16 protein-coding genes are annotated in these 18,905 nt (G+C 39.4%); 11 read left to right on the top strand and 5 right to left on the bottom strand.

Annotation, left to right across the window (positions count from 1 at the left end; all coding sequences use genetic code 11):
- Window positions 1–55: 55 nt before the first annotated feature.
- From H1R81_RS00540 to H1R81_RS00530, 3 genes are all read right to left on the bottom strand, one after another.
- Window positions 56–427, bottom strand: coding sequence for a BlaI/MecI/CopY family transcriptional regulator (locus tag H1R81_RS00540; RefSeq protein ID WP_116981083.1), 372 nt, complete (start codon window positions 425–427; stop codon window positions 56–58).
- 156 nt (window positions 428–583) lie between these two features.
- Window positions 584–1,096, bottom strand: coding sequence for a photosynthetic reaction center cytochrome c subunit family protein (locus H1R81_RS00535; protein ID WP_181838716.1), 513 nt, complete (start codon window positions 1,094–1,096; stop codon window positions 584–586).
- Window positions 1,097–1,175: 79 nt separating this feature from the next.
- Window positions 1,176–2,057 (bottom strand): dienelactone hydrolase family protein, encoded by an 882-nt coding sequence (locus H1R81_RS00530; RefSeq protein WP_181838715.1) that lies wholly within the window; start codon window positions 2,055–2,057, stop codon window positions 1,176–1,178.
- A gap of 1,320 nt (window positions 2,058–3,377) precedes the next feature.
- Here H1R81_RS00530 and H1R81_RS00525 point away from each other — a divergent pair.
- The 10 genes from H1R81_RS00525 to H1R81_RS00480 all read left to right on the top strand — a co-directional run bounded on the left by H1R81_RS00525 (window position 3,378) and on the right by H1R81_RS00480 (window position 14,839).
- Complete coding sequence (locus H1R81_RS00525; RefSeq protein WP_181838714.1) at window positions 3,378–4,856, top strand: peptide MFS transporter; 1,479 nt, start codon at window positions 3,378–3,380, stop codon at window positions 4,854–4,856.
- Window positions 4,857–4,957: 101 nt separating this feature from the next.
- The gene (locus H1R81_RS00520) at window positions 4,958–5,734 is read left to right on the top strand and encodes a PASTA domain-containing protein (RefSeq protein WP_181838713.1); all 777 of its coding nucleotides are present in this window, start codon (window positions 4,958–4,960) and stop codon (window positions 5,732–5,734) included.
- 45 nt (window positions 5,735–5,779) lie between these two features.
- The gene (locus H1R81_RS00515) at window positions 5,780–7,600 is read left to right on the top strand and encodes a T9SS type A sorting domain-containing protein (RefSeq protein WP_181838712.1); all 1,821 of its coding nucleotides are present in this window, start codon (window positions 5,780–5,782) and stop codon (window positions 7,598–7,600) included.
- 40 nt (window positions 7,601–7,640) lie between these two features.
- Window positions 7,641–7,952, top strand: coding sequence for a rhodanese-like domain-containing protein (locus H1R81_RS00510; protein WP_181838711.1), 312 nt, complete (start codon window positions 7,641–7,643; stop codon window positions 7,950–7,952).
- Window positions 7,953–7,956: 4 nt separating this feature from the next.
- Window positions 7,957–8,427 (top strand): NADH-quinone oxidoreductase subunit A, encoded by a 471-nt coding sequence (locus tag H1R81_RS00505; RefSeq protein ID WP_181838710.1) that lies wholly within the window; start codon window positions 7,957–7,959, stop codon window positions 8,425–8,427.
- Complete coding sequence (locus H1R81_RS00500) at window positions 8,424–8,933, top strand: NADH-quinone oxidoreductase subunit B (RefSeq protein WP_181838709.1); 510 nt, start codon at window positions 8,424–8,426, stop codon at window positions 8,931–8,933. Before H1R81_RS00505 ends, H1R81_RS00500 begins: the two co-directional genes overlap by 4 nt.
- 141 nt (window positions 8,934–9,074) lie before the next feature.
- Entirely contained in the window at window positions 9,075–10,235 is a 1,161-nt protein-coding gene (locus H1R81_RS00495; protein ID WP_181838708.1) for a hypothetical protein, read from the top strand.
- A gap of 81 nt (window positions 10,236–10,316) precedes the next feature.
- Window positions 10,317–11,405 carry a Gfo/Idh/MocA family protein gene (locus tag H1R81_RS00490; RefSeq protein WP_181838707.1) on the top strand — a complete coding sequence of 363 codons (1,089 nt, stop codon included), beginning with the start codon at window positions 10,317–10,319 and terminating at the stop codon, window positions 11,403–11,405.
- Window positions 11,406–11,651: 246 nt separating this feature from the next.
- Window positions 11,652–13,868, top strand: coding sequence for a TonB-dependent receptor (locus H1R81_RS00485; protein WP_181838706.1), 2,217 nt, complete (start codon window positions 11,652–11,654; stop codon window positions 13,866–13,868).
- 95 nt (window positions 13,869–13,963) lie between these two features.
- Window positions 13,964–14,839 carry a family 16 glycosylhydrolase gene (locus tag H1R81_RS00480; RefSeq protein ID WP_181838705.1) on the top strand — a complete coding sequence of 292 codons (876 nt, stop codon included), beginning with the start codon at window positions 13,964–13,966 and terminating at the stop codon, window positions 14,837–14,839.
- Between the two features lie 163 nt (window positions 14,840–15,002).
- Here H1R81_RS00480 and rodA read toward each other — a convergent pair whose 3' ends face one another.
- Together rodA and H1R81_RS00470 are read right to left on the bottom strand one after the other, a co-directional pair.
- The gene (gene rodA / locus H1R81_RS00475; RefSeq protein ID WP_181838704.1) at window positions 15,003–16,277 is read right to left on the bottom strand and encodes a rod shape-determining protein RodA; all 1,275 of its coding nucleotides are present in this window, start codon (window positions 16,275–16,277) and stop codon (window positions 15,003–15,005) included.
- 1 nt (window position 16,278) lies between these two features.
- Window positions 16,279–18,258 carry a penicillin-binding transpeptidase domain-containing protein gene (locus tag H1R81_RS00470; RefSeq protein WP_181838703.1) on the bottom strand — a complete coding sequence of 660 codons (1,980 nt, stop codon included), beginning with the start codon at window positions 18,256–18,258 and terminating at the stop codon, window positions 16,279–16,281.
- A 210-nt stretch (window positions 18,259–18,468) separates the two neighbouring features.
- Between H1R81_RS00470 and tsaE the strand changes: the two genes are divergently transcribed.
- Entirely contained in the window at window positions 18,469–18,873 is a 405-nt protein-coding gene (tsaE, locus tag H1R81_RS00465; protein WP_181838702.1) for a tRNA (adenosine(37)-N6)-threonylcarbamoyltransferase complex ATPase subunit type 1 TsaE, read from the top strand.
- Window positions 18,874–18,905: the final 32 nt, after the last annotated feature.

Here is an 18,905-nt window from a genome sequence, read left to right as displayed (position 1 = left end):
TACTTAATATAACTTACCTGTAATATGTAATTTCCGGCTATGCAATGGCCAAAAATTATTGCTTTTTCATTTTCTCGATGAGTTTCAGTATCTCATCTGCTTCCTGTACATCAATCTTCTTTTCTCTGACAAAAAATGAGAACATTTCTTCAACCGAATTTTCAAAATACCCTTCCATTAATTTTCCTGTCGCAAAAGACTTGTATTCTTCCTTACTCACCAGCGAAAAGTATTCATGAGTTTTGCCATAGGCTTTATGACCAATAAAACCTTTCTGCTCTAAAATGCGGACAATTGTTGAAACAGTATTGTAGGCAGGGCGTGGCTCAGGAAACTCTTCCAGTATATCTTTTACAAAAGCGGGTTCACGAGTCCATAATATCTGCATTACTTCCTCTTCCGCACGGGTCAATTCTCTGAGTTCCATTGTTTTTACCGATTAAATGAATTTATAAAAAGGCCTAAGTATGAAACAAATGTATAACTAAATTTTTAGTTTCAAAACTATTTGTGTAGTTTTTTTTCGGGTTTGAAAAAAAAGTGGCATGGTTTTAATCATGCCACTTTCATCATTTACTTAATCTTAATTTCTTGGTCGAGGTCTTGCGCCATTCCCTTGTACTCTTGGGCCATCATGCGGTGGCTCTTTCATTTCGTTATGGCAAGAGATACACCCCATTACTACCGGCTGACGGAAAGTTTTCAGATTTGCCAGTATTTCTCTGTTCAGCTGGTTTGTCATATCAAACATTTCACGGGTTTGCAAGTAATGCCGGGGCTTTTCAGAAGCGAAGTCGTTTACATCATGGCAGAACTTACAGGTTACACCCAGCGCATGGCCCCAGCTATTCATGATACTCAATACCTGCTCTGCTGATTTTCCTTTTAATACCTTAATATTTTTGAAAACCGAATCAGCCGCCATACTTTCTTTACCTCTGATAGAATCTTTATATAGCTTGATATACTTCTCACGGTCCGCCATCAAGGTATCTTTCCAAACAATGGCTTCATTATCTTTTCTGGAAGTAGAGCTGATAGAAACGAATGAAGAAATGCCAATAATAATAAATAAAACAGGAATCAGTAATTTCATAAATGCAAATAATATTTAGAGTCGTAGTTTAAGAATAATTCAAATTAATTAAAAATCTCAGACTTATCCGATGTTTCGATTAAAATTTCTTTTTCAAATAGTCTAAAGACATGGCATAGGCTTCTTTAGCCCCTTCCTCATCATATTTCGGATTGCTCGGGTTGGCAAAGCCGTGCACTCCCGGAAAAATCTTGTAAGTAAGTTTTTTTCCGGCGGCTTTCATATTGGCATCAAACTCTTCAATTACTTCTTTTGAAATACGGGTTTCTGTAGCAAACAAGCCTAATACATCGCCATTCAGTTTTTTCAACTGTTCTACATCCCTTACGGGCATCCCATAATACATGATGGTTCCAATTGTCTGAGAGCCACCCAATAAACCTGACCGAAGTGACCAGCCACCACCAAAACACCAGCCTACGTTGGCAATTTTAGCGTTTTTGCCTGCATACTCTACCCCACCCTTTACAATGTTTTCGAGACGGGTTTCGTTTACGCCTGATACGAGTTTGCCAGCTTCTTGTGGCGTAGTTGCTACTTTGCCATCATACATATCCAATGCCAATACGTTTACATCTTCGCCTAAATCTTTATAAAAAGTATCTGACTGGCGTTTGATGTAATCGTTCAGCCCCCACCATTCCTGATAGACAAATAGCCATTTGTTGCTATTGCCTTTAGCTTTGATAAAATAGCCTCTGGCATCTGTGCCATCGGGTGTTTTGAAAGTAATGTCTTTTCCTATGGCATCATAATGTATTGGCAACGGTGCAAGGTGTAAAGCCTGAAAGGCAGGATCAAGGGCGAATTGTTTCATGCCATCAATTTCCGGGGTTGATCCGGGGGTAGAATGACAGATAGTGATTGTTGAGGCAGGAATTGCTTCATCTCTTTTAATTACCGAAAACAATGCCCAGATACTCAAAAAGAGTGCCTGAAGCGTAATAATTGATTTAATCATTTCTTGAATTATGGTTAAGATTTAAATTACTTTATAATAACAATTGAGACAGTTTTTTGTTGGGTATAAAACATTGAACTTGCCTAACATTCTAAAATGACGGTGAAAATCTTTCGTCGTTACTTAGGTAGCCTGTCAGTCATTACTGCCATTGGTCAAAAAGGTTCCCACCATATTGGTAACCTTTTATAACCCCTATTGATTGCCTTTCATAGTCAGATATATAACTCGTTTATGCTTTTCCGACTACATTGACTTTCTTTTTCTTTTCCTCTATGCCAATTTTGTTGGTTGGATGGTTATCCTATAAATTTCGGGTTTAGAATTTTGTTTTCAAAGTATCTGGATGGGTCTTGAGTATAATTGAACTGTTGTCTTATTTTCTGCGGTGGCTTAACGCCTTTATTGATTTACAATGCTATCAGACAAGTTCTAATCATTCCTGGGTTATTCTCCTCAAAAATGCCATCGTCTTCTACTTCATTTTCAAAGATTACCTACCTGCTTTCACTTCTATCATAAAAATTGTATTGGTTCCATTCAGTCGGGATAAATCCGAGTTCAGCTACTTTCTGTTACAACTAATACTCTTTTCAAGGTTTGTAAATCCATTTCTATTCTTTTGATCAAATTCACCTCTACCTGGTAAATCTACTATTCCGGGCCACTTTTCATTAAAAGAAAAATAGCCCGAAATGACAATCATGTATCATAAATTAAAAATTCTATTTAGTCTTACGTAAGCATCTATTACAGATAAAACATACCAATATACGAAAGCACTGAAACTTTTTCTGAAAGGACGTAAATAAGTAGACAATTAGCCCTTCTAAGCAGACAATTTGAGAAATCCTGATATAAATCTAAAAAACAAGCCCCACTATAAGCGGGGCCTTTCTATTTTTATTCTAAGCAAAATTAAACCTTAAAACATACTATTATACTCAACATAGAACCATGTGCCTGACAACATAGCTGCTGTCTTTGTGAATCTCTTACCTTTTAAAGCTAATAGGATCAGGGGGGTCTAATGAGTGATACAAAAATATGAATAATACAAATGCGAAACAAGTAATATCAGCGAAATTTCGCTAATTTTTTTTGATTGCTCTAAGAATGAATTTTCTCTGTAATTTCTACTGAATTTTACCCATTTCTTCCCCTGAATTTTTTCGCTTTTTTGAGCTGAAATGTCGGCACAATTGAAGTTTTTTGCTCTTAATTAGATGAATTTTTCTAAATTGTTCGTTACTTACGGTAAATTTCCGATTATTAAAGTCAAAATTCCCTTATTACGATTCATCTTTAACTCTAAACCTAATGAGCGACAAAACATTATTTGGACACCCACGGGGGCTGTTTGTATTATCTTTTACGGAAATGTGGGAGCGTTTTTCCTATTATGGGATGCGCGCTATTCTACTACTTTTTTTATTAGACAAGACCAATGGTGGTCTGGGTTTGAATGAAGGTGAAGGCGGTGCTACTTATGGTTTATATACATTTTCGGTTTATTTATTAGCATTACCCGGTGGCTGGCTGGCCGATAATGTTCTGGGGCAACGAAAAGCAATATGGTATGGTGGTATAACTATTATGCTCGGGCATATAGTTTTAGCTTTTCCGTCGTCACAACCTGTTTTCTTCTTAGGTCTGGGTCTGGTTGCCATAGGCACTGGCTTATTAAAGCCCAATATCAGTTCTGTTGTCAGTGAATTTTATCCAGAAGGAGGAGCCGTACGTGATGCTGCTTTCTCTATATTTTATATGGGAATTAACCTCGGCTCTTTTTTAGGTATCACTATAGTTGGGTATCTCGGCCAGAAAGTTGGCTGGCACTATGGTTTTGGTGCAGCAGCAGTAGCCATGTTTTTAGGCTTGATCAATTACCGTTTTTTTGCCTCTAAATATCTGCAGGAAAAAGGACTATATCCTAAAGTAAACAAGGTAACAAGTGCTGAAGGCAACTCTGCTAAAGTTCAACCACTTACCTGGATTCTTCTGGCAGCTTTAATCATATTCTTTGCAGTTATGCAGTTTAACGGCACTTTTGCCTGGGATAGTAAGAAAGGAGTGGCTACCTCAATGGGTATTATCTGCATAGCAGTCGTACTCATTTATTTTGCCAATCTTCTGTTTGCCTCTGGGTTATCGAAAATCGAAATGAAAAGAGTGGTTATCCTCTTCATTCTTTTCTGGGGTGCAGTATTGTTCTGGGCAGGTTTTGAGCAGCAGGGTTCTTCCTTACAAATCTTTGCCGACCGCCATTCTGAACTTCCTTTTAATATGCCGTCAAGCTGGTTTCAGAATTTCAATGCCTTCTTTATTCTGCTTTTTGCACCTATGGTAGGTGGTATATGGGTATTTCTTGAAAGACGGAAGATGAATCCGCCTTTGCTTGTAAAATTTGCCATTGGTTTGTTTTTAGTAGCTTTAGGGTATTATATTATGGTAATGGGTGCAAAAGTGGCGGTTCAGGGTTTAAAAGCCTCTGCATTTGTGCTTACTTTTACTTATATTTTCCATACGCTGGGTGAACTTTGCTTAAGCCCTGTCGGATTAAGCGCATATACCAAATTAGCACCAAAACAGTTTTTGAGCCAGCTGATGGGTATATGGTTTGTAGCAACTGCTTTGGGTAATCTGGTTGCTGGTTTGTTTGCCGGAGGCTTCAATGAAGAACGAGTACAAAAAATGCCTGATATGTTTATGAGTATTGTATGGTTCTGCCTTATTGTAGGTGGTATTATTCTGTTGCTTCAAAAGCTATTGAAAAACTGGACAGGAGGCATAAAATAAAAAGTCTTTGTAATTTCCAATAAATCCTTTTTTTTTGCATTGATTCTATAATGAAGCAGGTGTTTGTCTCCATTATAGAATCCTGATGCAAACCTATACAAATGGCAAAATTTAGTACAAATTCAAGAGCAGATATTTTCACGCATATTGGTATCATTATAGCCATATTTTTGATACTTTTTTTTAGTTTTTTCTTTTTGTATCTCCCCTGGAGTACTAATCATGGTCAATCTATTACGGTTCCTGAACTGAAAGGCATGAGCCTTGAGGAGATGGAAAAAGCATTAGATGACCGTGATCTGGACTATGAAGTGAGCGATTGTACATTTGTAGCAGGTGCAAGGCCGCTTTCTATTCTTACACAGTTCCCGAAGGCGGGCTCGAGTGTAAAAGAAGGACGTAAGGTATATCTGACTATTGTATCAGAAACGGCTCCTATGGTAAAAGTACCTGATATTATCGGACGCTCGATTACAAGTGCGAAAAATCAATTATTGAGCAATGGACTGGTAGCCGGAAATCCTGAATATATTGCAGCTCTGGAAGAGAACTCTGTTCTGAAAATAAAAGTTGACGGGCGTGAAGTCAGCCCGGGGTCTTTAGTGCCCAAAGGTTCAAAAATAACTCTGGTAGTAGGTGATGGTTTGGGGGATCAACTGATTGAGGTACCTAACCTTGTAGGAATGGCCGCCGATGAAGCTGAGATACTGACTTCGGGACAAAACCTTTCTATTAGTATTCATTATGTAGGTGCAGTAGAAGGCTCAGTTGATGGAACTGTGGTTCGTCAAAGACCGGCCGCACAGGGAAATAAAATTCGCGTTGGAGACGTTATCGATATAGATGTGGCAGGCACAGACCCTAATGAGCCTAACTGATATGAACTAAAGAATCCAAACAACGTGCAAAAGATTTACTTTTATATGAATTTCTTTTCAGACAACAGACCTGTAAGCATTTGCAGGTCTGTTATTTTATTGCTGCTGATTTCTCTACAAACTGCTTTATGTCAGACAGTTCAACTTCCTTTTTTTGATGATTTCTCTGCTACTAACGGAGCAAGTCCTGATGCTAAATTCTGGATAAACGGGGGTATTACTATCAATAACTCTTTTCCGATTAACCAGCCCAGCAAAAACGTAGCCACATTTGACGGTAGAAATGCTACAGGATTGCCTTATGATTATACTAACCAGCTGGCTTATGGACGCACTGATACGCTGACCTCAAGACCAATCAATTTATCGACCTACAAGCCTGCTGACTCACTTTATCTGAGTTTTTTCTGGGAAGCCAAAGGCATTGGAGAGTTACCAGATGATGACGACACGCTCATGGTTTCGTTTCTGAATAAACGTAATGTCTGGATACCTGTCTGGAAACAGCATGGCGGTATCAGGAGTGATAATTTTAAGCAGGAACTCATTGCCATTAAGGATACAACCTATTTACACGCTGGTTTTCAGTTCAGGTTTGAAACCAAAGGACGGCAATCAGGGGCTTTTGATACCTGGCATATTGATTACGTTTATCTGAACAAAAACCGGAATTTCAAAGATATTTATACAAAAGATATAGCAGGTACCAAGTTTACTTCCTCCTACCTCAAACGTTATTCGGCAATGCCTATGCGGCAATACCTGGTGAATCCGGCTGCTGAGGTAAATGATACACTTAAGGCAGAGATGTTTAATTTAAAAGCTGACGGTGATTATGTAGAATTTGGCTGGAGAATAGAAGATATTGTATCAAAGAGGGTTTATTATGATGCTCCCGGTACTGCTTTCGGGAATCTCCCTCCCAGAATTACTGGTACGCGGCAATTGGTTTATCAACCTGTTAAGGATTTTACTTCAAACAAAGCTATCCTGAAATTTCAGTTTAAAGTCAATACCTCTGACGATAACCAACCTGATTTACCCGGCTATAATCTTGCTTTAAACGATTCTATTTCAACCTATGCCATTTTAGACGACTTTTATGCCTATGATGATGGTACTGCCGAAATTGGTGCAGATTTTGACCAGAGTTTAGGTAAGGTGGCTATCCAGTATGTATTAAGCAAACCTGATAGTATAGGAGCCGTGAGGTTCAATTTCAGCCCTTATTTCAGTAATCCGTATTTAAAGGATACATCTGAATCGGGTGGGCAATATTTCTTACTGCAAATTCTGGAAAGTGATAAGGGAAAACCCGGGAAACCGATTCATCAGGTTTCAGTTCGTGCCACCTATGGCAAACAAGTAAATAATTTTACTGAATACGACCTTAAACGTAACATTGCTATAAAAGATACTTTTTATGTAGCCTGGACCAAAATAACACAAGAGGTGATTGCTGTGGGTGTAGATAAAAATACGCCGCAGTTTGCCGATAAGATATTTTATAATGATGGCACCAACTGGACACGGAATATATCATTGAAAGGTAGCCTGATGGTTCGACCTGTGATAGCAACCAAACCTGCAGGTGGCAACACCGGAGGGCCAGGAAGTATTACCGCAATAGAAGAGCCTTTCGGAGAGCCATTAGTGGTATATCCGAATCCTACTACTGGTGTACTCAGATGGAATGTAACTGGCATAAAGCATATCAGAATTTTTGATGTGGGGGGCCGAGAAGTATTAGCACGAAATATAGAGGGACAAGAACTGAATGTCGGTAATCTGCCAGCTAATACCTATCTTGTGAACTTTTCTGATGGCAAAAAGAATTTAATTCGTAAGATTGTGGTTTTAGATTAAACACATTTTTGACTATATATTTGCAAAAACTACTATACTAATGGACAAGAATTTTGATATTACCGCCGGGCAACTGAAAGAAATGCTTGACAGCGAGCAACCAATTAACTTAATTGATGTACGAGAAGATTATGAATATGAAGAAGATAATCTTGGCGGACAATTGATTCCATTGGGTGAGATTCCTGACAGATTGGAGGAATTAGAGGAATTAAAAGGGCAGCCAATTTATATTCATTGCCGTAGTGGTGCACGAAGCGGCAGAGCTAAAGAATTTCTTATCTCGAATGGTTTTGATGATGTGCACAATGTTTTAGGGGGTATTCTTGCCTACCGTGAATTAGAAAAATAATCGTATGTTATCAGACTTTGGCATAGTCTTACTGGCACTTATTTTTGCGGCATTAGCTTTGATGTTAGTGTTTGGCATTTCATGGCTATTGCGTCCTAAAAAACCGACTGTAGAGAAATTAACCACCTACGAGTCTGGCGAAGACCCCATTGGCAATGCCAATATCAGGTTCAATATCAGATTTTATGTAGTTGCCCTTATCTTTATACTGTTCGATGTCGAATTGGTTTTCCTGTTTCCGTGGGCTACAGTATTCGGTAATAAAGACTTCATAGAACAGACCAACCGACAATGGGGCTGGTTTACTCTGGTGGAAATGGTGATCTTTATTGCAGTTCTGGCTTTAGGATTAGCCTATGTTTGGGCAAAGGGGCACTTGGAATGGGTAAAACCGGAAGTGAAAGGGCCTAAATTCAAAAGTAAGATTCCGATGAGCATGTATGAGAATGTGAATAAAAAGTACGAAGAAAAATGAATTTCGACTCGCTTGAAAAAGACGCACATATAAAGACGGGTGAAAGTGAAGTGATTCTTACCTCACTCGACGAACTCGCTAACTGGGCAAGAGCCAATTCGATCTGGCCTATGGGCTTTGGGCTGGCTTGTTGTGCCATTGAAATGATGGCAACGTTTGCGTCATCTTATGACCTGGAGCGTTTCGGGGTTTTTCCGAGAAACTCTCCCCGTCAGTCAGACCTTATGATTATATCGGGTACAGTTACGTTTAAAATGGCAGATAGGATCAGCCGTTTGTATGAGCAAATGCCCGACCCGAAATATGTTATCTCGATGGGTAGTTGCTCTAACTGTGGTGGCCCATACTGGGAACATGGTTATCATGTAGTAAAGGGAGTAGATAGAATCATTCCGGTTGATGTGTACGTACCCGGCTGCCCTCCCCGACCGGAGGCATTGATTGGCGGTATCTTGAAATTGCAGGAAAAAATCAAGACCCAGAAACTTGCAGATCTGAAAAACTAAAAGCAAAACAAATAGGCTGAAGCGTGAGGTATTAATTTTACCTCACGCTTTTGTTTTGTACGGCACCCTACTAAAACATTAATAAAAATAGTATATTGCGAAGCAGTTTTATTATTGTCCAATCAATCATCTGTTTACTTCATGAGAACTATTATTTATACATTTACTATCTGCGCTTTTTTTACTTTTAATTCCTGTTCAAAAAGCGGTACTAAAGCCCTTGAAAAAGGCAATTTTTATGAGGCGGTTTTACAGTCTACCGAAAAACTTGCTAAAGATTCAGATAATAGTAAATCTTCTGCTGTTTTGCCTGAAGCATACCGCAATGCCCGTAATGAATTTTTGAGAGACATTGAGCGCGCCAGAAATGCCAATCAGCAGTTCAGGTGGGAGGCAGTTTTAGATTATTACTCAAAGCTCAATACTATGCAAAGAGCCATTGATAAATGTACTGCCTGCCGTAGATTAGTTACCCCACAAAGCTATTTCAGAGAAGAAGATGAAGCCCGTGAAAATGCTGCCGCCGAACGTTATGCTGTGGGTGTTGATCTGATGAAGTCACGGACAGGCTCAATACCAAGCCGGGAATCGGCAAGGGCGGCTTATGACCATTTTGAACGTATTGCTTCGTTTGCACCTACTTACAGGGATGTGCAAAGCCGGATTGAGGACGCACTGAATATAGGGTCTTTTCATGTAGTACTTGAACAACCTAAAATCAATTCCCGTCTGTTTCAATACAGTAATGAGTACTTTCAAGGGAAAATCGACGAATTTCTACGCACTAACCGACGCATGAATAAATTTATAAGATTCTATTCTCCGCAAGAAGCGAAATCAGCAAAACTGAATCCTGACCAGGTTGTAAGGCTTGAATTTGTGGATTTTGTAGTAGGTGAAACCAATGTAACCAACGACCGCCTGACTGTGGTAAGCAAAGATAGTGTAAAAACAGGAGAAGCGACAGTAAATGGCAAAAAAGTGCCTGTATATGGAAAGGTAAAGGCCAATCTTATCCGCTCGCATAAAGCTGTTCGTTCAAGAGGCATTCTATCTTTAGAGATATACGATTATCAGACAAACAAGGTGCTTTCGAGAGAGGAAATTCCGGGAGAGTTTACTTGGGTAAATGACTGGGCTACTTACAATGGCGATGAAAGAGCATTAAGCCCTGCTGATAAGACCCTTGCACAGCGTCGTGAAGAACTACCCCCTTCGCCTCAACAACTGTTTATAGAATTTACCAAGCCGATTTATGATCAGGTTACCAGCCGGATTAAACGTTTTTATGACCGGTATTAAAAATAGCATTACTGCAATCTTTGTATTTACACTTCTCCAATTGATTTAAAAGTTTTAGTATTCATCTTAACGCTTAAAACTATGTTTACCCGTCGTGATGCCATTAAATCTTTAGCACTCGGAAGTGCCGCTACTTTATTTTCGCCTGATACCCTTCTGGCAGGTACCGCCAGAAAGAAAGATAAATTAGGTATAGCTCTGGTTGGGTTGGGCTATTATAGTACTGATTTGCTTGCTCCGGCTCTACAAATGACAAGCAACTGCTATTTAGCAGGTATTGTAACAGGTACACCTGCCAAAGCCGAAAAATGGAAAAAACAATATAATATTCCTGAGAAGAATATTTACAATTATCAGAATTTTGACTCTATTGCCAATAACCCCGATATTGATGTAGTCTATGTGGTTTTGCCACCCTCTATGCACCGTGAATATGTGGTTAGGGCAGCTAAAGCGGGTAAACACGTTTTCTGTGAGAAGCCAATGGCTATTACTGTGAGCGATTGTAATGCCATGATAAAAGCCTGTAAAGAAAATAAAGTAGGATTAGCCATTGGCTACCGATGCCAGCATGACCCTAATACGCAGGAATTTATGCGTATTGGCAGAGAGAAAATCTATGGTAAACCCATGATGATTGCCTGTGGAGCCGGATATGTTGATGGCCGTACTACCCACTGGAAACAGAATAAAGCACTGGGGGGTGGTTGTATGCCTGATATGGGGGTTTATGCCCTGCAAGGAGCCAGATTAGCCACTGGCGAAGAGCCCGTGAGTGTAACTGCACAGGCGCATGTAATCAGGCCGGAGATATATAAAGAAGTAGAAGAAACGATGATGTTTCAACTGAAATTTCCGAGTGGTGCTGTGGCGGCCTGTCATACAAGTTTTGGTATTCAGATGAATTACCTGCAAGTAAATTATGAAAAAGGCTGGTTGAAAATGGAGCCCTTCTCTTCTTATAGTGGAAACAAAGGAAGCCATTCGGGGGGGATAATTGATTTTCCTATTAAAAACCAGCAAGCCAAACAATTAGACGAGGACTGCCTTGCCTTAATGAATGGAACCCAACTGATTGCTCCGGGCGAAGAAGGGCTAAAAGATATAAGAGTAGTTGAAGCCATTTATCAGGCAGCCAAGAGTGGAGGTACTGTGAAAATTGCATCCTAAAGGTTGTGTTCAAAAGGTTGTGCCCATAGTACTTCAGTTTTTAAGCAAAAGCCTCCCAAAACATGGGTGGCTTTTTTTGTTTATCACTCTTTTAGTATCAATTTTTAGTGAGATTTCTGAATTTCATTTTTGCAACAATGTAACATATTTAGTTTTACCTAAAAATATATTTAGAAATAATTTGAAAATTAATTTTATTATTCTAATTTTGAATCGCCCACACGAAGAATTAAAAATTAGACTGATATGCAGAAACTATATATTACTATTATTTATATAACTATTTATGGTTTTTTACCTGCTTTTGCAGGAGAAATACGAGGTACTGTTGTATCTAAAGATAAACCTGTAAGCTTTGCAAGTGTGGTAGTTATGAATACCACTATAGGTACTCAGGCCAATGAAGAAGGGAAATTTATTATTACCAACGCCCCTAACGGTCAGCAGACTATTCAGGTTTCAAGTGTGGGTTATAAAACCAGAACGATTAATGTAAATGTGTCGGCTGAAAAATCTAATAATCTGCTGATTGAAATAGAAGAAGAAAATGCACAGTTGAATGAAGTGGTAGTAACAGGCACTATGAAAGAAACGACGATCAATGAATCGCCAGCTCCCATTCAGATATTAAATCCGACATTTTTCAGGAAGAACCCTACACCTAATCTTTTTGAATCCCTCTCAATGGTAAATGGTGTGCGGCCGCAATTGAATTGTAATGTATGCAGCACAGGCGATATTCATATCAATGGTATGGAAGGCCCTTATACGATGGTATTGATTGATGGTATGCCCATTGTTTCGGCCCTTTCAACCGTTTATGGATTAAGTGGCATTCCAAATTCTATGGTTGAACGCATTGAGGTAATGAAGGGCCCAGCCTCAACCTTATATGGATCTGAAGCCGTGGGGGGGTTGATTAATGTGATTACCAAAAATCCGGGTAAAGCTCCTAAATTCAATTTCGACTGGAATACAACTTCGTATCTTGAAAATAACTTCGACGCCAGCGTAAAAGCCAAAATAGGCAATGCCAATGCTTTATTTTCAGGCAATTACTTTATGTTTGGTAACAGGGTAGATTTTAATCAGGACAATTTTACAGATGTGACCTTGCAAAACAGGGTTTCTATATTCAATAAATGGACTTTTCAACGCCCGCAAAACCGTGCTTTTAACCTGGCCGCCCGCTATGTTTATGAAGACCGATTTGGCGGTGAAATGCAATGGAAGAGAAATAACAGAGGTGGGAACGAGGTGTATGGCGAATCTATCTTTACCAAGCGTTGGGAGTTACTGGGTAATTACCAGCTACCTATTGCAAATGAAAAAGTTATTTTCAATTTCTCGGTTAATCAGCATGACCAGAACTCTGTCTATGGCATTACCCGTTATTTAGCTGTGCAACGCATTGCTTTCGGGCAATTGCTCTGGGATAAGAAATTAGCTAAAAACCACGATGCCCTCTTTGGCGCAACCATCCGCAACACCTATTATGATGACAATACAGTAATTACGCAAACGACCGACTTAAAAAATACCCCAGACCGTATCTGGCTGCCGGGAATATTTATACAAGATGAAATTACTGCTGGGAGCAAAAACAAAGTTCTACTTGGCTTACGCTACGATTATAATTCTAAACACGGAGGGTTATTCTCACCAAGATTGAACTGGAAGTTTTCGCCTGATAAAGACAATATCTTTCGTTTCAGTGTGGGTAACGGGTATCGGGTAGTAAATCTTTTTTCAGAAGACCATGCCGCTCTTACTGGCTCACGTAAAGTAGTGATTAAGAATGCGCTAAAACCTGAGCGTTCGTACAATGCCAATCTTGATTATCAGAAGTTTATTACACTTGGTGGTAAAGGCTATGGTAATATTCAGTTCAATGCTTTTTATACCTACTTCTCGAATAAAATTATTGCCGATTACGATCAGGACCCTGAGTTGGTAGTCTATGATAATCTGAAAGGCTATGGTATTTCTAAAGGTATAGCTTTTAACGGGGAATTTGCTTTTACTTCCGGCTTAAAAGCGTTTATTGGCGGTACTTTGATGGAAGTGTATCGGGTAGAGAGCAATGAATTGAAAATTAACCAGATACAAACACCCAATTTTACAGGTAACTACGCTATCAGCTATGGTTTTGAAAAAGTATCTTTAAGTTTCGATTTAACAGGTAATGTTTATAGCCCTATGCGATTGCCCGTAGTACGGGAATATGGCGATACCCGCCCCGAATATTCACCGTGGTTCGGGATTCATAACATTCAGGCTACCAAACGCTTTAAAAATGGTCTTCAGATTTATGGGGGGCTTAAAAACTTCACTAATTTTCTTCCGAAATATCCGATTTTCAGAGCTGATGCGCCTTTTAGTGAACAGTTTGACCCAAGCTATAATTATGCGCCTATGCAACGCCTCAGAGGCTTTATTGGGGCAAGGATCAATATTTTCTAAAGCCGAGTTTTACGCTATCCATATTATTTATAAGTAGAATTGTTTTTTCTGAATAAAAGGTGAGAACTTTACCCGGAACTCACCTTTCAGTCTCTATGAAAAAACTCACCGCAGCATTAATTCTTTTACTCTCCTGCCAGCCAGTAATGGCTCAGCAATCTAACCCTTTTGAACCTGATTTTTCTGAACCTGAAGAAATAACGGGTATGAAACTGGTCTGGAACGATGAGTTTAATACAAACGGCAAACCAGACCCGCAATACTGGCGTTATGAAAAAGGTTTTGTACGGAATCAGGAAACACAATGGTATCAACAAGATAATGCTACTATCAAAGATGGTGTATTATTAATTGAGGGAAGAAAAGAAGCCATAAAAAATCCAAACTATGAAGCCGGAAGCAATGATTGGCGTAAAAATCGTGAATATTCAGAATATACCTCGTCCAGTATCCAGACAAGGGGGTTTAAACAATTCTGGTTTGGACGTGTGGAAGTGAGAGCCCGTATTGATACGGCAATGGGTTCATGGCCTGCCATCTGGACCTTGGGAGTAAGCAAGCCCTGGCCCTCGAATGGTGAGATTGACATCATGGAATTTTACAGAGTAAAAGGTGTACCGACTATTTTGGCCAATACAGCATGGGGTACTGAAACGCCCTACAAAGCCAGATGGGACGACCAGAAAATACCTTTGACACATTTTACAGCCAAAGATAAAGACTGGGTAAAGAAATTCCATATCTGGCGGATGGATTGGGACAAAGATAAAATCAATCTGTATTTAGATGATGAATTATTAAATACTACTTTGCTAAGTGAAACCATCAACGCCGATGGCAGCAATGGATTTTTACAAGAACACTATCTGCTATTGAATCTGGCAATTGGCGGTGTTAATGGTGGGAAAGCCGTAAATAATCAGATAAAATATGAAGTAGATTATGTGAGGGTATATCAAAAGGCAGATTAGTTTATTCATCTATATTTTGATATACCTATTATTTATTCTGCCACAATGTACACTAAGTAACACGATGTTATACTATAAAAGACGAATCGTGAAACATTGTGCATTTGTGTACCTTGAGGCAATTTTATTTTTCTGTTCTGCGTTGTCCTTTCTCCAACTCCGGTTATACCTTATAACTTCTATGCGCGTCTAATTTAAGGAAGATAAATAGCAGGATAGTAAACGACCATAAAGATGAACCACCGTAGCTTAGAAATGGCAAAGGAATACCAATCACTGGCATCAGGCCGATGGTCATACCAATATTAACCAGTAGGTGAAAAAACAGAATGGAGGCTACACAATAGCCATAGATACGGGCAAATTTGCTCCGCTGTTTTTCGGCCAGATTAATAATACGGTTTAATAAAGCGGCAAAAATCAATATCACAATCAGGCTACCCAAAAAACCCCACTCTTCGCCTACTGTACAGAAAATAAAGTCTGTTGATTGCTCTGGTACAAAGTCAAATTTGGTTTGGGTTCCTTGCAGATAACCTTTGCCGATGACACCGCCGGAGCTGATGGCAATTCTTGACTGAGTTACATTCCAGCCCGCACCTAATGGGTCAGAATCGGGGTTTACTAATACCTGAATACGTTTTTGCTGATGTGGCTGTAATACTTTATTAATGAAGAAATCGGTACCAAATACAAATACAGAGGCAATGACAAACACTGCGATGAGCCTGAACATATTCTGTTGGGTTCGTTCGTAGCGTTTCAGGAAGAAATACCAGAACAAGCCACAAAGCACCAAAATGCCAACAATTATATAAAGTTTAGGAAAAAAGAGTGTAAACACAAACAAGATAGCTAAGGCAATACCTAAAGCAGGATATATACCTGGCAGCCCTTCACGATAAAATACAGCGATAAAAGCCGCAAAAGTAAGGGCAGAACCCGTTTCTTTCTGAAGAATAATAATAATGGGCGGCAAAAACACCATTACACCTGCAACGAAGGCATCACGGAATTTAGAGATATTTACATTCTGCGTACTTAAATACCTGGCTAAAGCAAGTGCAGTAAATACTTTGGAAAACTCGGCAGGCTGAAACGAGAATGTTCCAATCTTAATCCATGAGCGGGAGCCTTTAATTTCAGTGGCAACAAAGATTGTTCCTATTAGTACTACTACAATGAGCCCATAAAATATATAGGCAAAAGAGTCATAAACTTTATAATCGACAAACAGGATAATCAGAATCAGTAAAAATGAGGCGCAAATAAATATTAACTGCCTGCCAGCATTATGCGAAAGAGAAACAATCTCTATCGGATTCTCAGGGTTGTATATTGCTGCATATATATTCAGCCAGCCAAAAAATACGAGGGCACCGTAAAGCCATACGGTTGTCCAGTCAATTCCTTCTCTAATATCAATGTCACGTGCCATATTACTTTGTACTTTTTGCTGCGATGAGTTTTTCTTTTGGTGTTATAAATTCTACTTTTACGGATTTCTGAGATTCTTTTTGTGGATTTCCGGGCGTTTTTGCTGGTTTGTTAAGCGCAGTTGGTTTATTAACCGGAGGTTCATAACCTTTGGCGGCCATCGCTTCTACTGTTTTGATGCTTGTATTCATTATTCTTTCTTTCAATGCCAGCCGCTCTACTTTGCGTTTCAGGTATTTCTCAATCATCAAGGTAGCAATCGGTGCAGCGTAAGATCCGCCAAATCCTGCATTCTGAACCATTACTGCGATGGCAATTTTAGGGTTCTCTCTTGGGGCAAAAGCAATAAATATCGAATTATCTTTCCCTTTCTTGTTCTGAGAAGTACCCGTTTTTCCACAAATTGCAATCCCTTCAACAATTCCGGCTCCGCCGCTTACTGTTCCTCGCTCTACGGCATCCTGCATACCCCCAATAATTGACTCATAATGTACGCGGTCAATAGCCGTCTGATGCACCTCTTTCAATGAAGCATCAACTCCCTTCGAGTTTTGTCCGACACCTTTTACCAGATGTGGGGTTATCCAGTAGCCTCTGTTTGCGATAGTTGCAGCGAGGTTGGCCATTTTAAGCATATTAATTGAAACTTCGCCTTCACCGATACTCAACGAGTAAATATTAGAAAACTTCCATTGATGTTTGCCATAGCGTTTATCATAATATTTCACACTTGGTAATAACCCTGCTGATTCTGAGGGCAAGTCGATTCCGAGTTTTTGTCCGTAACCAAACCTGGCGGTCATGTCATGCCATTTGGTGAGCATGACAGGTGCTTCTTTGAATGGGTTGGTTTCAGTACCCATTGACATGGTTTTGCGGAAAACATTATAAAAATACGGATTACACGAGAATCGCACTGCATTATGCAGGTCGTTTGGTGAACCCGAGTGAGGGTGGCATTTGACTGGTGCTCCTCCCAATGGGAAAGCAGTGGATGGATCAATTGCACCTAATTGCAACGCAACCAGTGCCTGTACTAACTTAAATGTAGAGCCTGGCCGGAAAAAGCCTGTGGCAACCCGATCGTTAAGAGGTTTATCAGGGTTTCTGTAAAGTTCTTTAAAGTTTCTGGCAAATTGTTTACCAGATAACATATTGGGGTCATAATACGGATACGACCCCATAGCTAAAATCTCTCCTGTGTTTGGCTCAATGGCAACGGCGCATCCGGTTTTACCCTGAAAAAGGCTATCAGCGAGCTGCTGTACTTCTACATCAACGGTTGTAAACAAGTTTTTACCTATTACGGCCAGTGTGTCGTATTCTCCGTTGGCGTAAGCGCCTTTATCTTCTCCTTTTACGTTCATCATTGTAAACCTCACTCCTCTCCTGCCACGCAACTCGGTTTCATATTGTTTTTCGAGACCTGTAATACCAATATAATCTCCACTCCGGTAATACTCAACTTCCTGGTCTTCGAAGGCTTTTTTACTGATTTCTCCAATATACCCCAGAGCATTAGCCATTGTTCGGGCTGGGTAAGTACGGAAAAACGATAACTCAAAAGAAAAGCCGGGGAAATGCACCATCGCGTCAGAAATTCTTGCGTAGTCTTCTTCCGATAATTGTCTTAAAAACAAAGAAGCTCTATTGCGCGAATAGGTTTTGGCTATAGTCATGGTACTGTCAAAATAGCCTTTTGTAATACCAAATAAACTGCAAAACATGGTAGTATCTATGTTTTTTACTTTATTGGGTATTACATACATATCGTAAACATCAACATTGGCAACTAAAAGTCTGCCATTGCGGTCATAAATCTGCCCTCTTAAGGGTACCTGAACTTCTTTTTTGATGGCGTTGGTAGAGCCTAATGTCTGATACTTATTATCGATCACTTGCAGATACAGCAATCTGAAGAGATAAACCCCACAAACAATAAAGAAAAAGCTTAGGATAATCTGTTTACGGTCCTGGAACATACATTAGGAATAGACAAAATAGATAACACGAAAGTTGATTTTACAGCACTGACTTTCGTTTAACAAAGTTCTTGAAAAAACAAGACAAAAACATATTTATTGTCAAGAAAAAGAGGATTTTTTTTACGAAATTTATTTATTGGATTGAGATTGGAAATATTCTAAGGATTTATGCGATTTTTGCAATAGAATCAGAAAAATCGAAGGAAAATGATTTATAATATCGCAGATTTAGAAGAGATTGCAAAGAAAATTATCAGGTCGGCCGGTGATAAAACTATCTGGATATTTGAGGGAGAAATGGGTGCAGGCAAAACAACCCTGATTAAAGCGATATGCAAAGAATTAGGTGTGGAAAGTGCCGTGCAAAGCCCCACTTTTTCTATTGTAAATGAGTATATTACAGAAAGAGGAGCCCCTGTTTATCACTTCGATTTTTATCGGCTGAAACGTGAATCAGAAGCCCTCGACTTTGGTGTTGAAGAATATTTTGATTCAGGCAATATCTGTCTGCTTGAATGGGCTGAAAAAATAGAATCACTTTTGCCCGAAAATTGTTATACTGTTCAGATAGAAGTTATTGACGAAAATAGCCGAAATTTGCAATTAAATTAATCCAGCATTAAGCAATTAACATAAATGTAACT

This window comes from Emticicia sp. BO119 (assembly GCF_013912375.1).
Lineage (GTDB): Bacteria > Bacteroidota > Bacteroidia > Cytophagales > Spirosomataceae > Emticicia.
Note: the sequence above shows the minus strand (reverse complement) of the source record. Positions and strands in the feature narration are given on the sequence as shown.

Bases quoted from the DNA above. Each gene is read 5' to 3' on its own strand.
- H1R81_RS00485 (WP_181838706.1), top strand. From the start codon at position 11,652: ATGCAGAAACTATATATTACTATTATTTATATAACTATTTATGGTTTT.
- H1R81_RS00525 (WP_181838714.1), top strand. From the start codon at position 3,378: ATGAGCGACAAAACATTATTTGGACACCCACGGGGGCTGTTTGTATTA.
- tsaE (WP_181838702.1), top strand. From the start codon at position 18,469: ATGATTTATAATATCGCAGATTTAGAAGAGATTGCAAAGAAAATTATC.
- H1R81_RS00530 (WP_181838715.1), bottom strand. From the start codon at position 2,057: ATGATTAAATCAATTATTACGCTTCAGGCACTCTTTTTGAGTATCTGG.
- H1R81_RS00535 (WP_181838716.1), bottom strand. From the start codon at position 1,096: ATGAAATTACTGATTCCTGTTTTATTTATTATTATTGGCATTTCTTCA.
- H1R81_RS00495 (WP_181838708.1), top strand. From the start codon at position 9,075: ATGAGAACTATTATTTATACATTTACTATCTGCGCTTTTTTTACTTTT.
- rodA (WP_181838704.1), bottom strand. From the start codon at position 16,277: ATGGCACGTGACATTGATATTAGAGAAGGAATTGACTGGACAACCGTA.
- H1R81_RS00510 (WP_181838711.1), top strand. From the start codon at position 7,641: ATGGACAAGAATTTTGATATTACCGCCGGGCAACTGAAAGAAATGCTT.
- H1R81_RS00490 (WP_181838707.1), top strand. From the start codon at position 10,317: ATGTTTACCCGTCGTGATGCCATTAAATCTTTAGCACTCGGAAGTGCC.
- H1R81_RS00540 (WP_116981083.1), bottom strand. From the start codon at position 427: ATGGAACTCAGAGAATTGACCCGTGCGGAAGAGGAAGTAATGCAGATA.
- H1R81_RS00500 (WP_181838709.1), top strand. From the start codon at position 8,424: ATGAATTTCGACTCGCTTGAAAAAGACGCACATATAAAGACGGGTGAA.
- H1R81_RS00470 (WP_181838703.1), bottom strand. From the start codon at position 18,258: ATGTTCCAGGACCGTAAACAGATTATCCTAAGCTTTTTCTTTATTGTT.
- H1R81_RS00505 (WP_181838710.1), top strand. From the start codon at position 7,957: ATGTTATCAGACTTTGGCATAGTCTTACTGGCACTTATTTTTGCGGCA.
- H1R81_RS00480 (WP_181838705.1), top strand. From the start codon at position 13,964: ATGAAAAAACTCACCGCAGCATTAATTCTTTTACTCTCCTGCCAGCCA.
- H1R81_RS00515 (WP_181838712.1), top strand. From the start codon at position 5,780: ATGAATTTCTTTTCAGACAACAGACCTGTAAGCATTTGCAGGTCTGTT.
- H1R81_RS00520 (WP_181838713.1), top strand. From the start codon at position 4,958: ATGGCAAAATTTAGTACAAATTCAAGAGCAGATATTTTCACGCATATT.